Annotated in this window: 14 protein-coding genes; 4 read left to right on the forward strand and 10 right to left on the reverse strand. The window is 39.3% G+C overall.

Going from position 1 to position 14,059, the window contains the following annotated elements; translation table 11 throughout:
- Positions 1 to 51 precede the first annotated feature (51 nt).
- Positions 52 to 501, reverse strand: coding sequence for a KTSC domain-containing protein (locus tag OQ289_RS09565; RefSeq protein ID WP_033564600.1), 450 nt, complete (start codon positions 499 to 501; stop codon positions 52 to 54).
- A 162-nt stretch (positions 502 to 663) separates the two neighbouring features.
- Positions 664 to 894, reverse strand: coding sequence for a VF530 family protein (locus OQ289_RS09570; RefSeq protein WP_270090507.1), 231 nt, complete (start codon positions 892 to 894; stop codon positions 664 to 666).
- 242 nt (positions 895 to 1,136) lie between these two features.
- On the opposite strand from OQ289_RS09570, the gene OQ289_RS09575 reads away from it, so the two are divergent.
- Complete coding sequence (locus OQ289_RS09575; RefSeq protein ID WP_270090508.1) at positions 1,137 to 1,625, forward strand: hypothetical protein; 489 nt, start codon at positions 1,137 to 1,139, stop codon at positions 1,623 to 1,625.
- A gap of 276 nt (positions 1,626 to 1,901) precedes the next feature.
- On the opposite strand, the gene OQ289_RS09580 is transcribed toward OQ289_RS09575, so the two are convergent.
- Both OQ289_RS09580 and OQ289_RS09585 read right to left on the reverse strand, forming a co-directional pair.
- A complete protein-coding gene (locus OQ289_RS09580) occupies positions 1,902 to 2,393 on the reverse strand; it encodes an SRPBCC family protein (protein WP_270090509.1) in 492 nt (163 codons plus the stop codon).
- A 15-nt stretch (positions 2,394 to 2,408) separates the two neighbouring features.
- Positions 2,409 to 2,687 carry a hypothetical protein gene (locus tag OQ289_RS09585; RefSeq protein WP_270090510.1) on the reverse strand — a complete coding sequence of 93 codons (279 nt, stop codon included), beginning with the start codon at positions 2,685 to 2,687 and terminating at the stop codon, positions 2,409 to 2,411.
- A gap of 562 nt (positions 2,688 to 3,249) precedes the next feature.
- Here OQ289_RS09585 and OQ289_RS09590 point away from each other — a divergent pair.
- A complete protein-coding gene (locus OQ289_RS09590; RefSeq protein WP_270090511.1) occupies positions 3,250 to 3,720 on the forward strand; it encodes a hypothetical protein in 471 nt (156 codons plus the stop codon).
- 3 nt (positions 3,721 to 3,723) lie between these two features.
- On the opposite strand, the gene OQ289_RS09595 is transcribed toward OQ289_RS09590, so the two are convergent.
- Positions 3,724 to 4,149, reverse strand: a complete 426-nt coding sequence (locus OQ289_RS09595) for a hypothetical protein (RefSeq protein ID WP_270090512.1) — start codon at positions 4,147 to 4,149, stop codon at positions 3,724 to 3,726.
- 13 nt (positions 4,150 to 4,162) lie between these two features.
- The gene (locus OQ289_RS09600) at positions 4,163 to 5,008 is read right to left on the reverse strand and encodes a methyltransferase domain-containing protein (protein WP_270090513.1); all 846 of its coding nucleotides are present in this window, start codon (positions 5,006 to 5,008) and stop codon (positions 4,163 to 4,165) included.
- Between the two features lie 174 nt (positions 5,009 to 5,182).
- On the opposite strand from OQ289_RS09600, the gene punC reads away from it, so the two are divergent.
- A complete protein-coding gene (punC, locus tag OQ289_RS09605; protein WP_270090514.1) occupies positions 5,183 to 6,364 on the forward strand; it encodes a purine nucleoside transporter PunC in 1,182 nt (393 codons plus the stop codon).
- Between the two features lie 52 nt (positions 6,365 to 6,416).
- Here the strand turns inward: punC and OQ289_RS09610 are convergent, their stop codons facing one another.
- From OQ289_RS09610 to OQ289_RS09625, 4 genes are all read right to left on the reverse strand, one after another.
- Complete coding sequence (locus OQ289_RS09610) at positions 6,417 to 7,403, reverse strand: YeiH family protein (RefSeq protein WP_270090515.1); 987 nt, start codon at positions 7,401 to 7,403, stop codon at positions 6,417 to 6,419.
- Between the two features lie 74 nt (positions 7,404 to 7,477).
- Positions 7,478 to 8,371 carry a LysR substrate-binding domain-containing protein gene (locus OQ289_RS09615; RefSeq protein ID WP_270090516.1) on the reverse strand — a complete coding sequence of 298 codons (894 nt, stop codon included), beginning with the start codon at positions 8,369 to 8,371 and terminating at the stop codon, positions 7,478 to 7,480.
- Between the two features lie 64 nt (positions 8,372 to 8,435).
- Positions 8,436 to 9,218: a response regulator transcription factor gene (locus OQ289_RS09620; RefSeq protein WP_270090517.1), complete on the reverse strand. Its 783-nt coding sequence runs from the start codon at positions 9,216 to 9,218 to the stop codon at positions 8,436 to 8,438.
- Positions 9,215 to 12,376: a ligand-binding sensor domain-containing protein gene (locus tag OQ289_RS09625; RefSeq protein WP_270090518.1), complete on the reverse strand. Its 3,162-nt coding sequence runs from the start codon at positions 12,374 to 12,376 to the stop codon at positions 9,215 to 9,217. The genes OQ289_RS09620 and OQ289_RS09625 overlap by 4 nt, the downstream gene beginning before the upstream one ends.
- 312 nt (positions 12,377 to 12,688) lie before the next feature.
- On the opposite strand from OQ289_RS09625, the gene OQ289_RS09630 reads away from it, so the two are divergent.
- On the forward strand, positions 12,689 to 13,849 hold the full coding sequence (locus OQ289_RS09630; RefSeq protein ID WP_270090519.1) for an aldose epimerase family protein: 1,161 nt from the start codon (positions 12,689 to 12,691) through the stop codon (positions 13,847 to 13,849).
- The last annotated feature ends 210 nt before the right edge of the window (positions 13,850 to 14,059 follow it).

Consider the following 14,059-nt stretch of genomic DNA (forward strand, 5'->3'; position numbering starts at 1 on the left):
TTGTTGATGTATAAAGTATTCTTTTATAGGGTATTAGATCTCCACTATTTGTTATGCAGGTTCCGATGTTTTCAATACATTTCTGTATGGGTAGGAATGGAAGATATGTCTTCTTGCAAAACGTCCTGGTGAGTCAGCATTGATAAATTTGATATAGTCATTTTTAGCGACCCCAAAATATTCGTATTTGCTTCCGTCTTGAAAAGTAATTTCCAATACTTGTGATTTCCAGTCAAAGTCTTGGATGGCAGAATTAGCGATAGTCTCTTTATAGATAGGCAATTGTTGCTCCAACATCTCCGAGCAGATGCTTACTAAGAAATGGTACGCTTCAATCATTTCTGTACTTTTGGCCTCCGCAGCTAATCTTCCTTCTTCGTCATTTACAAATTTATCTGGATGACACTCTTTCATGATTGTACGGTAGGTCGATTTCAATGTTTTGAGATCGACAGATTTATCTACATTCAAAAGTTTTCGGTAGTCTGCAATTTTTTTCATGGCCGCAAAGGTAGGTATTATAAAATATAATCCACTATCTCTGATTTTATTAGATAATGTTTTTTCAGAAGAATAGATTGATGTTGACCATTTTTACGAAAATGGTATTAGGGCCGGGCAAGGATATTGTTGCAGCTTCATGCAGACGGAATGGAGTAATCTCTAACGTGATTTTTTCGATACAATTCTTATATATAGGTCTTCAACTTTCTGACGGGCCCAAGGAGTCTTCCTTAAAAAAGTAAGAGAAGACTTTACACTGGGATTATTATAGAAGCATTTAATAGGAATCTTCTGCGCGAGTTGGTCCCAGCCTTGGTAGTATTCTACCAAGTATTCAATGATGGTATCTAGTCTTTTTCCGTGAAGAGGATTGTTTGCTTGTTCTCCCATGGTGTAAATGTAACAAAAAATCAAATGTGGGTACGCATATGGAGTAAGGTAGATTTCAGATTTGTGTGCACTAGTCAGATGGAGGATATCTGTGTGCTACTTAACTTTCCTGCCCCGAGCTAAATTAACTTGATTGCTCGTTGTGAGGTATATCAATCTTATGAATAATATGGATTTACTTCGGTATGGCAAGCAGCGGGAGGAATGAAAAAAAATAGTGATTTTGTTCGTATCTTTGCTGTATGAAGAAAATGTACAATGATGTAGTCGAATTGCTGCCAGAAATGATTCGCTGCTTCAATAACCATTTGATGTTTGATTTGTTGGAGGAAGGAGACATCGTCTCTTTTATGCCTTTTGAAGATAAAGAAGTGGCAACCGTTTTTGTAGCGCAGACGAATAAGCTATTGGCGGATTATTTTGAGGTGGATGATGAGCTCTGTTACGCAGAAGATAGCTATCAAGATAAGGAAGATAATCCTATTTTCTTTTGGCAGGATTATTTAAATTGTTTTTTCACATTGAGACTTGTGGATGAGGAAGATCCAGACGAAAATTTGAAGGGCACGAGCTATGGTATATATGAGGTGGTCGGAATTGCGTATATAGACGAGGTCAATAAGCGTCTTAAACAAAGGCGTTTGAATGGAATTCGATTGGAATATAAAGTGAAGCCTACACCAATGGACAGAAACAAGCATTGGAATAGGACTTATGATAAGGATTTTTAAGTATTGCTTGTGAGTGCTACAGTATTTTGATTTTATGAAAAGTTGTCCATAATTAATATGGACAACTTTTTTTATTTTGGAATATTGCTAGCTCTTAGTCAAGTTTGACCCAATCTGTCTGTTGGGTATGGAGGTATGGGAGTAAAAGGACAACAAGAAGGCAAGTGTAGGTTGTTTTTAAGATACTCATGGACACTGAAAATGCTTGGTAGATTTATAGAAAGATAGCGAAATAGTTCCATTAGCATGTTGTCTTAATAGTTGATTATGTGTGGGTTATTCGGTGTCGGAAAGGGGGGGCAAGAACTGTTCCCATTGATGTCCTTCGGCTATGACCTTGATTGCCGAATTTCTCTTTTTCAGAAAGTTAGACATGTAGGTGGTCAGGAAAAGATTTTCAGCAAGAAATCCTAATATTCCAAGGGGCGCTTTAAATGTGAATATGTCAATCATGTTGGTGCCAGTCTGTTCTTCTTCAAACAGATGGATGTGCTCCATGGAGGCAAAGGCGCCTTTTAACATCTTGTCTGCAAACATGTGAGGTTTGTGAAATGCGGTAATGCGTACGCTTAGCTGTTGATAAATACCAAAGTGTTTAGCTCTCCAAGTAACGGTTTCACCCAGTTGGATCAGTCCGGAGGTACGTCCAGCAATAGCTCTTTCATGGGTTTGTTGGGTAGAGGACTGATGTAGGTCAATGCTTCGTGCAAGATCGAATACACGGTCTCGGGGTGCATGGATGAATGTTTCGAGTCGGATGGTGGGCATTTCTTGTGAATAATGTTAAGGATTGGGACTGTCGAATTCTTCGATATCATGATATCCGAAAATTTCGATGTCGGGATGTTCCAGTACGAGTTTTTTTGATTTTTTCCAGTGTAAGGAAGCGGAGTGCGTCGTCTTCAGCTCTTGCTTTGGCCGTTTTTGTACATCCAAAGTTCCAATCCTCGTATCGATTAGCATCAGCTTGTCACCTTCCTGAATCAACAAGCTGTGTCTACATACATTGTCATTAATGGCGGAAATAATCCGAGCGCAATTTAAATGATATATACTACTCATAGCTCCTGATATCTTATGTCGGCAAGTTGATTATTTTTTTTGTCATAAGCTAAAAAAATAATCAACAATCGTAATAGAAAAGTCATTTCTGTCGCAATTAGAAGCACGCTCGCGAAGTGAGGGTGCTGATAATAAACAGCTATGTTGCTTGTGTTTTTTCCTGGAGGTATGGATACTACCTTATTACAGCAAACAACTGACAATCGAATTACTGTATAGGGCGGTTATTTTTAGTTGTTTATGAAGTTTTGGTGTATGTCGTCTGCTCGGATTTGAACATGAATGCATTCGAATTCTAACGTCCATCCAGTTGCTATGGGTGACGTGGGTATAGAGAGATGTGTTCCATATTTGTTGAAATCATTTAAGTTTGGCTATTTTTGGAGGAATGTTGCGAGCAGTCCCTATTCATGTGGAATAAGTGCTGGCAATAGAAGTGTTTTTAGGCAATAACTGTATTGGAAATAAGCTGAATGATATGTATGTCCATAAATTAATTAACCTGGCAGGGCTAACTTTGATGTGCTTGGCGTGTCACCAACCTGAAGTCAAACAGCCTGTCGTGGAAACAGAATTAAATGAATCGGAAGGTCAGCAGTATGCGAAAACTGATGAGATGAAATCAGCCGCAAAACAATGGATTTTGGAACACTATGACTTTGCGGACCATTCTTATGATAATCCTTTATATTCTGATCGGTATAAGGCTTATTTGAGAGCGGGGAATGACGCAGTGATGGGAGAGGGGGCCACTGAAGAGTCTTATCATGTATTTGTGAAGAAGTATAGTGCTCATTATACTATTAATAATGGACAGTACGATCGAGGTGGCTTCGATCCTCCAATTGTTAAAATCATATCTTGTGATTGGAAAAGCGCAGTACGAGATACTAATTATTTTGAGGTAAAGGTACAGTCTATGGGGGTAGATTCTCTACATCTTAAAGCGGAGAATGAATTTTACAATGTTTCGTTGCGCTTGGTTTCTGATGGGAAAACGTTTAAGATTGACGAGATTCTTTATCACGAGTAATTGCTACCCATTGGTGGGTTTTCTTTTGTTTTTCAGCCAATTGAATATGGCGCTGTATAAGGCAGCAGTTAGGACGACGCATAATAGTATCCGTACATCAATAAGGGCATCCCTGGCATCTGATAAAAACGTTTTGAAGTCACTACTATCATGACCGTCATTAAGCGTGTTTATAGTGAGCAATATCAAGGAATAACAAGCAATAGATGTCAATATGAAATAAGCAAATATAGTGTTGAATATAGGGTGTCTATTGGAGAGGTATGCTAGGAAGTAGCTCCAAAATAGAAAGGCCAATATCCCGATAGGGCTAACGCCGATGAGGAAGAGTCCGAAATAGCCTGAATTGTCAGGTAAGGCTACAAAGGAAGTGATTAAAGCGAGTAACGTGGTACACGCGGACATGGTAAGTACTTGAATAAATCTCATCGGTAAATATGTGTTAGATATGCCCTCTTACATCATTCATCTTTAGCGTCATGGATTGTGCATCTGTACGGATCCATTGATTGTACTCTTCTATAGCTTGAAGGCGATCGGTATCCGCAATATAGCCTTCTTCTACCATTTGCTTGGAAGCTGCTACTTTAGACCATATACCCAAATTGAAATCAAATGCTGGATTGTCTTTTGTGTAATGCAGGTCGGCATTTAATGTTTCAATCTGTAGGAAGCCTGCTTCTTGAAGCATGTGTGCCAATTCGTCTGCAATCTTATTATTCATACCTGCATCACTGCGCCATTTTAAGAAGGTTTCGTAAAAGACCTGCATGCTAATCGGAGGGGAAGGACTCCACTTGATAGCGCTATGGTTGTAATCTAGGATGGATATCATTCCGCCAGGTTTGAGCATAGATTTTATTTTGAGAAGTGCTGCGGGCACCTCGCTAATCCACTGAAGGGTTCGGGCGGATACAATTAAGTCGAATTTAGTGGTTGGGTCATATTGGAAAAGGTCGATATGCTCCAATTGCAGATTTGGGATGTCAGCGTATGATGCGCGGCCGCTTTGGATAAACATCGGAGTGTTGTCTATCCCTATCACACTTCCAGTACGACCAACAAGCTTGGCCATTTCCTTGGTGAGAGCCCCGGTACCACAGCCAATATCTAGTATATCCATACCTTTTTGTATAAGGGAGGGAAGTGTTCTATAGTCTTGTTCCAAAGTTCTATGATCAAAGATTTTGTCTGATTGCTGATGCTCTCTATTGATGGCTTTGCTCTCGGGATGTGCTGTTGGTTCCATATCTAATTCAGCGATTGTTGGTGCTCTAAAATAGTACATTTTTTGTATTTAGCGCAATAACTTTTTTTGGAAATAGAGCGATAAGATAGAGCATAGCCGTGTAGCTCTCTTTTTGGTAAGATGCACAATATTAGGAACTTGTTTTGTAAGCTGGATGTGACAGGTTGTTCTCCGTTCAATTTGCTACCTTTGTCCGTGAAAAGTGTTTAAGATATGTTGGAGAAAAAAGGTAATAATTCATTGTTTCTGGTGTATTTGGTGGGGTTGAGCATCATCGGTTTTTTAGCGACGGATATGTACCTGCCAGCGTTTGACAGCATGCGTCTGGATTTGTCAACGGACAAAAGCAGTATAAGTGCGAGTCTAAGTTTGTTTTTGGCGGGATATGCACTTGCGCAGTTGATGTGGGGGCCTATTTCGGATCGTCTAGGTAAACCAAAGACTGTCTTGATTGGATTAGTCATCTTCACATTAGCTTCACTGAGTATATACTTTACACATAGCGTAGCTCTTTTATTGGTTCTCCGTCTTATCCAAGCGGTGGGTGTTTGTGCGGCTGCTGTGAGTTGGCAAGGTATGGTCGTAGAACGCTATCCACCTCATCAAACCAATAAAATATTTGCTACGATAATGCCTTTAGTAGCTCTGTCTCCGGCATTGGCGCCTTTGATAGGTGTGTATTTATTAGACCATTTAGGATGGCGATCTATCTTTGTGACCTTGGCTATTTTGGCTGTATTGCTTTTGATTTACACCTTAAAGTTGGTCGGGAATAAGACAGCATCGACAGCATTAATTGAAAAGAGGGATATCACTCAGGCTCCATCGACATATCTATCCTTATTTGGCTCACGCCTTTATATTGGGAATGTCTTAATCTATGCATTTTGTTCGGGTTCGTTTTTTGCATGGCTTACAGGGTCTCCTTTTTTTCTTAAAGAATTAGGATACGACGAAAGCCAAATTGGTCTTAGCTTTATTCCGCAAACTATTGCATTTATGATAGGTGGATATGGCTATAGGTCATTGTCCAATCGAGTAGACGGTAGCAAATTGATTCCCGTATTGCTCACCTTGTATTCGATATCGCTTTTGTCCATTTATATCGTCAGCGTCACCATGGTGCCCACTTTGACCATATTGTTGATTCCATTTTGCATGATGGCCTTGGCTAACGGGGCTTGTTACCCCATCGTGGTAGCACGGGCGTTGAGTATATTTCCGCAAAGTCTGGGTAAAGCGGCCGCCTTACAAAATACCATACAGTTGGGGGTTTGTTTTTTGTCGAGCGCGGTAGTTTCCCTTTTTTCGTCCCATGCACTTTTGGCAACTTCTGTAGTGATGGCCGCTACTATACCATTTGTATTTGTGGCCTACAGAATGACGCGTTCATAGCATAAGGTGAAGATTTAAAGTAGAATACAAGTGTTTCGGAAATAAGAGCTAGCTATACCATGGCGATGATTGCTGCTAATGCCATAGCCGAAATCGTACACCAGAGTATGACTCCCTGTAGCATTGGCCTGATTCCGATACGCTTGAGTTTGTTGATGGATAGGCCGCAGCCAATCAAGAATAGGCTTAAAGTCATTCCAACTTTTGAGACGTTTACTAAGTAAGGAGTAATCTGATGAATCAAAGTAAAATAGCTATTGGCTATCATTGCCAGTATAAACAAAGCTATAAAGTATGGGAATTTGATTTTCGATTTGTCAGATTTGAATAGGTATAATGAGACAATAGCCAATGGAATGATCCACAATGCCCTTGCCAATTTTACGGTAGTGGCGACTTCAAGAGCTTGGTTCCCATATTTATTGGCGGCTCCGATGACCGAGCTGGTGTCATGTATAGCGATAGCGCACCAAAGTCCAAATTGTGTTTGCGAAAGATCGAATGCGTGCCCTATGCTTGGAAATACAAACAGTGCTACTGCGTTGAGAATGAATATGACACCTAAGGATATGGAAGCTTGATGCTCCTTTGCTTTGATTACGGGTGAGATTGCTGCGATGGCGCTACCACCACATATCGCTGTGCCCGTCGTAATGAGATAAGATGTTTTCTTTTCTACTTTTAAAAAATAGCCTAGTATAATTCCCAAAGATAGGGTCGCCAAAATAGAAGCGAGCGCAAAAATAAACCCACTTTTACCCGCCATCCATGCACTTTCAACATTCATCCCGAAACCTAAGCCTACAACGGACGCTTGCAACAGAAGATGTACAATCTTATTGTTTAGATGAAGGTAGGGGTGACCAACAAATTGTGCAACACAAAATCCCAGCAGTAATGCCATTGCTGGGGATACCAAAGTGGATAGGCAGGAGAGAGCGAGTATAATAAATATGATTTCTCGGAAGGTGATATTTTTACCGAGTAGTTTGTTCCAAAATGTTGATAGGGTATTTTTTGTTCTTAACTCTTGTTCCATCTCTCTTTTGCTATTGTTGGAACAAAATTGAGGATAAATAGACCACCATTTATATCACTATTCCTAATATAGGATTACCTGAAGTTATAGGTGATGGCATATTTCATGAACAATTCTGCTAATCCACTGATACCTCCATGAGGATGTATGATTTGAAAAATTCGTTTAATATCCAATTCTTTTACGTCGATAATTGAGAAATCTTTGTAGCGAAGCTCTTTTAATATGGCGTGGACGGATAGGAAAGCCATACACTTGGAATTGGGTAGATATGCTTTGATGCTTTCGGGGCTGTTCATTTGCATTTCAACAGATAAGTCCGATAGTCTCATTCCTGCTTTTTTAAGTTCATAAGCGATATACTCCAATGTCCCAGAGCCTGGTTCACGTAAGAGTAAGGGGATTTCTGTCAATTCTTCTAGGGTTAGTAACGTTTTTTGAGCCTTTGGGTGGCTGGTGGAAGCGACCAAGACAATTTCGTCATCGATAAAATGAGTATATTTAAAGGCAGTATTTTTTGATTTTCCTTCGATGATTCCCAAGTCAATGGTCCCGTTGTCAAGATCGGATTCGATACGCTCGGTATTTCCAGTAGTCAGTGAGATTTTTATATCCTTATATTTATTATGGAATGCCGCTAATATAGGTGGGAGGATGTACTGAGCCACCGTTGTGCTGGCCCCCACTCTCAATATGCCGTCGTGATGCTGGGTGAAGCTATTTATCTCAAATTCCATATCCCGATAGATATCAAATATACGCTCGGTATATATTAATAATATCTTGCCCGCTTCTGAAAGTGTGATTTTACTACCTCTTCGCTCAAATAATTGAATCTTATAATGACCCTCTATTTCGTGTATATGTTTGGTGACAGCGGGTTGGCTTATAAACAACTCTTCTGCAGCTTTTGTGAAATTAAGCCGTTTAGCAACGGTATTGAACACTTTTAATCGGAAATCAAACATTCTTATTTCGTTTTCTTAATGTAAGCTGATGGATATAGTACCTATTTTGAGCAGTAGAAATTCGCTAGTCTCCAGAGGCAATACTCTTCTGGTTTTCCTGAAACTGGGAAGGGCTGAGTCCAAACTGCTTCTGGAAGTTCTTCGAGAAATGGGTAGCTGAGCTATATCCGAGTAGATCAGATATCTCATAGATTTTGTACTTACGTTGTGTCAATAATTCTGCCGCTTTTCGTAACCGCGTTAGATTGATTAGTTCATTGGGTGAGAGGCTGGAAACAACGTTTATTTTGCGGTACAATGTAGGTCTGCTGATGCAAAGTATATCTGCCATACGATCAACATTGAATTTAGGGTCATCGAGGTGTTCTAAAATGATTTCATCTACTTTTTTTAAAAATTCTTGATCGCTTTGATTCTGTCCGATACTTTGTATCTGTGACAAGGGATTGTTGATGAAAAAAGTCTTGACCTTGAGTCTGTTCTTTAGTAGGCTAGCGATCTGCGCTTTTAGAAATGCAGGAGAGAACGGTTTTTCGATGTAAGCGTCTGCCCCAAATTCGAGACCTTGTATCTTTGATTCAATACTATTTTTGGCCGTTAATAAGATGACGGGAATATGGGCGTATGAAATATTCTCTTTGATATGATGGCACAGTTCGTAACCGTTCATCTCAGGCATCATGACATCGCTGATAATCAAATCATAATTTTCAGACTCTAGTAATTGCATCGCCTCTATACCATTGTTGGTAGTTTGTATCTGATACTCCTCTTGTAGATCATCTGCGATAAATTCAAGTAGCTCTTGATGATCATCTACTAATAGTAAACTAGCTTTTGCTTTCATAGTTTTGGTTTTGAACTTTGGTTAATTGGCAATGTTAATACAAATATATTATAAAGAGGCGAAGAGGCTTGGTAAATCAACGTGCCTTGAAGTTTTAACACCAAGGATTTGGTTAATGCAAGGCCTAAGCCGCTTCCAGGAATATTTTTGTTATATCTCAATCTGTTAAAGGGTTCAAAAATACGTTGCTGCTCCTCTTCAGGGATTAACTGTCCATCATTTATTATTGTCATCACAAATATATCTTCGGTTTTATTTCTTTTTAAATGTACTTCAATATGTTGTTCGGAGTATTTTAATGCATTGTTCAATAGGTTGTAACATATTTTTTCAAACGCGTCGAGATCGATTAGGGCAACAATGTCTTCTTGGATATTACAGATCAATTCTTTTTCCTTTGCCGCGAGTGTCACCGTAAAATTGTTGATGATTTCTTTAAGGGCATGACTGACGTTCTGGGATTCGAAATGCAACTTAAACCCCTCAGCTTCAACTTTTCTAAAGTCTAGCAACTGATTACTCAGGGTAATCAATTTGTCGGTATTGTTTTGCATGGTGTTGAGCAGTTTGTCAATAGATTGGTTCCGCTCTACTTTTTCCATAAGCTTTTCCAATGGTGCTTTTATCAAAGACAGAGGCGTACGGATTTCATGGGCGACATCCGTAAAGAAATCTATTTTAGAGCGGTATAGCTCTTGCTCACGTAGATTTTGGATAGTCAGTAAGTGTTGTCGATTTCGTTGTTTGGCTTTTTCATTAAAATGATGTACAATGAAGACAATCAACCCCAATAAAACCATACCGTAAAATAAAAATGCACTTGCACTGGCCCATATTGGTGGGAGAATTTTAATCTTTAAGCTTCTGAATTGAGGAATGGTCACGCCGTTAGGATCTTCGGCCTTTACTATAAAGGTGTATTCTCCGGGTGCTAGTTTGGTGAAATAGGCACGTTGGCTTCCACGTATGGTATTCCATTTCTCTTCTAGCCCCTCCATTTTGTAACTGTAAGTAATGGATTGCGGAGCTTGATAATGAAGCGCAGCAAAATCTAAACTGAACGAGGATTCATCATGTTCCAATCTGATCTCATCGGTAAATAGAATCGACTTTGTCAAAATTTTAGATTCGCTTCTTTGATTTACCTCTTCATTATTGACATACAGATTTGTAATAAAAATGGGAATGGTACTATTGTACGTAACATTGTTAAGTCTTTCGGGATTGAATCGAATCAATCCATTGATCGTGCCAAAGTAAAGATTTCCCGTGTCGTCGTCAAAGGAAGAATTGTAGTTGAATTGTAAGGATGGGAGCCCAGACTCCATATCGAAGGTACGCAATTTGTGTGAGAATAAATGGTACCTAACTAGTCCTTTAGAAGTACTGACCCATAAGTTATTTTGCCTATCCTCTAGGATAGCAAGGACAACATTACTGGGTAGTCCTTTCTTTGTATCAATATTTTCAAATCCGGATTTTTCGGAATACTTCATCGATATTCCTCCTTCGGTGGCTATCCAAAGCTGTTTTTGAGAGTCTTCGAAAAGACTGTTAATCCTGTTATTAGGCAAGGAGTGCTCATCTCGAGAATTATGTGTGAAATGTTTAAAATACTTGGTGTTTGAGTTGTAGCAAAATAGACCATCTCTCCCCGTACCCACCCATATATTGCCCTTATGGTCTTCTATTAGTGTCGTGTAAAAAATGTGAGTAGGCACATCTTTGACGATGTTAAATTCTAGGGTTTTGACGTCAAATCGATAAAGTCCGTTTGTTGAAGTAGCGAGCAGTTCTCCAGAACGGGTTTGGTATATATGGAGGATAAAATTACTTTCCAAATCAGAGGTTATGTAGCTATTTCTATCCAAATGTTTGACGACTTGTTGTTTCTTTATGTCGAAAATGTCTAAACCATTTACAAATGGACCCACTAATATTTTGTCTCCTATTGGAAGTAGACCGTGGATATTGTTGTCGGCGAGTCCACTGTTTTGGGTATTAAAGTTGCTGATTTTATTGCTACGTGTATCCCATTTGGCAAGTCCCCCATTTTCAGTTCCTATCCAGATGTTGCCATCTTGGTCCTTTTTAATTTCACGTACCGCCGATCCTTGTAAACCGAATGCGTTATCCCGAGGTATAACCTTTTCTATAATGCTGTTGTGACTATGGTAATAATTCAAGCCACCAAAATAGGTGCCTAGCCATACGCCACCATCTCTATCTAGCAACACGTTGTAAACAGCATTGTCCGAAATTCCCCAAGGGTCGTCTTTTTCCTTTTTTATGTTAATAAAGGTTTGTTTTTTTATGTGATATATAAATAGACCTGATTCGGTTGCAAACCAATACTCCTGGTCGTTGGGTTGTTGGATGTCTCGAACATATAGGAATTGTTTTACTTGGGATTGTCCGAGTAAAGGAGTCAAGGTGTTGCTTTGGAAGCTAAAGATGAATACACCAGCTTTAGAGGTGCCTATAAGAAGATCGCCATTTTTATTTTCGAATATTTTTTGGATACTAAACCAATCATGGTTCCCATATTGAACGGTTAGATCTAGAAATAAGGAAACCGTATTGGAATCAGTGACACGATATACCCTGCCTTCGGGGGTACCAAAATAAATGTGCCCAGTTCGGGTCGTACCTACAGCGGTGATGTATAGGTCCGGTTTCGTTATTTGGTGGGTTTCTTTGTTTATGAGATGATGGTAATAGAGCATGCCTTTTGAAACAAACCATATCCGATTTTTATTGTCGGTTGTGATGATGGGGACTTCCGTATTTCGAAAGGCCTCATCTAAGATGTTGAATTCTTCAAGTGCGGGATTGTAGGAGTAGATGCCTTGATCAGTGCCGACCCACATGCATTTTTTATCATCCTCTACTAGTGAGATGATTACATTGCTTCCTAAGCTTCCTTTTTGCTTGGGAGCGGATGTGAATTGTTTAAAAGTATTGCCGTCAAATCGATTCAATCCATCTTTGGTGCCGAACCACAAGAATCCATAACTATCCTGCATACTACAGATGACAGCATTGTTGGATAACCCCTCGTCAATTTGATAGTGATTGAAGTAATAGGGTTGAGCTTGAGCAGGAAGATGCAGGCATGAAAATATAAGGTATAAGAGGAAAAATCTAGAAATTGACATGATTATTTGGTTATTGATACAAAACAGCGAAATATTGATACAATTTTGTGGATTAATATTTCAAAAAAACAGGATTTTAGCCATGGGTTTTGTAGCATTTAAAATTAAAGAAAAATATAAGAGCTGCATACTAATTTTGATTTTTTTTGTTTCATGAGCGTAATTGGCTAATTTGTATACAAGAAATAATCAATAATATTTCCAATTGAAGCATATTGTAGCGCAAGAAACAATTTGATTGTAAGGAGCTTTATAAAACTAACGCATATAAACAATCGATCTGTCAGTTGATGGGTCAAAAATAAATTATTTATGATAAACAGATTCAGACTTATAGGGATAATGGGTGTTATTGGCATCTTGGTAGCTTGTCAGCAGCCAGGAACTCCCAAGAGCCAGTATGACACTTCAACAAGTGTAAAAATGGACAGTGCGACATTTGCGGGAAAAGTGGATGGGAAGGACGTTCATTTATATGAATTGAAGAACAAAAATGGGGTACAAGCCTATTTTACAAATTTTGGCGCGCGGATAGTTGGTCTATGGGTCCCTGATAAGGACGGCAATTTGTGTGATGTTGTATTGGGTTTTACAAAGGCTGCAGATTACCACAATCCCAAAGAACCGTATTTCGGTACCATCGTGGGACCGTTCGGCAACCGGATTGCCAAAGGAACTTTCAAATTGGACGGGCAAACCTATAATCTTCCGATAAACAATGGTGTTAATACACTACATGGAGGTTTCAAAGGTGTGCATTTTGCTAATTGGTCTGTAAAGTCCAGTGACGAATCTTCCATTACATTTGCCTATACACTCGCTGATAAAGCAGAGGGTTTTCCAGGCAATATTGCCATGGAGGTTACCTATACGTTGAATGATCAAAATGAGTTGATGATATCCTATCAAGCACAATCAGATAAAAAGACGGTCATCAATTTGACTAATCATGCATATTTCAATTTGAATGGTGAGGGAAGCGGAACGATTTTAGATCACCAAATGCAAATATTTGCCGATCGATTTACACCGGTGGATAGTACATTGATTCCAACAGGAGAACTAAAACAAGTGCAGGGTAGCGCCTTCGATTTTACATCGGTAAAAACTATTGGTCAGGATATTAATGCAGATGACCAGCAGCTTACCTACGGAAAGGGGTACGATCACAATTTTGTGCTGAGTAAACAAACAGAAGGAGAGTGGTACAAGGCTGCCCATGTAGTGGGGGATAAATCAGGAATCGTCATGGATATACTGACACAGGAGCCAGGTATTCAGTTTTATAGTGGTAATTTTATGAATGAGCTGGTGCAGTTGAAAAATGGAACAAAAGACTCCTTCCGGACAGGTTTTTGTTTGGAACCGCAACATTTTCCAGATTCACCAAACCAGCCCAGCTTTCCATCTACGGAGCTAAATCCTGGACAGGTCTATCAAACCAAATCCCTGTATAGATTCTCAGTAAAATAGGACATATTATCAACGGTAGGTTGAGGAAGGTGCAATTTTGTAACTAGAAATTGCATTTTTTTCTAAAAAGAGCGGCATTTGAAGAATAGTACGGCAAATCTAGCTACAACAAAGGGTGGTATTGACTCGCGAGTTGAAGTATTGAAAGAATTGATGTAATTGTATACAGTTACTGTTTTTACAATACTTTGGATTGATTCAAAAGAACAG

This window comes from Sphingobacterium sp. SYP-B4668, assembly GCF_027627455.1.
Lineage (GTDB): Bacteria > Bacteroidota > Bacteroidia > Sphingobacteriales > Sphingobacteriaceae > Sphingobacterium.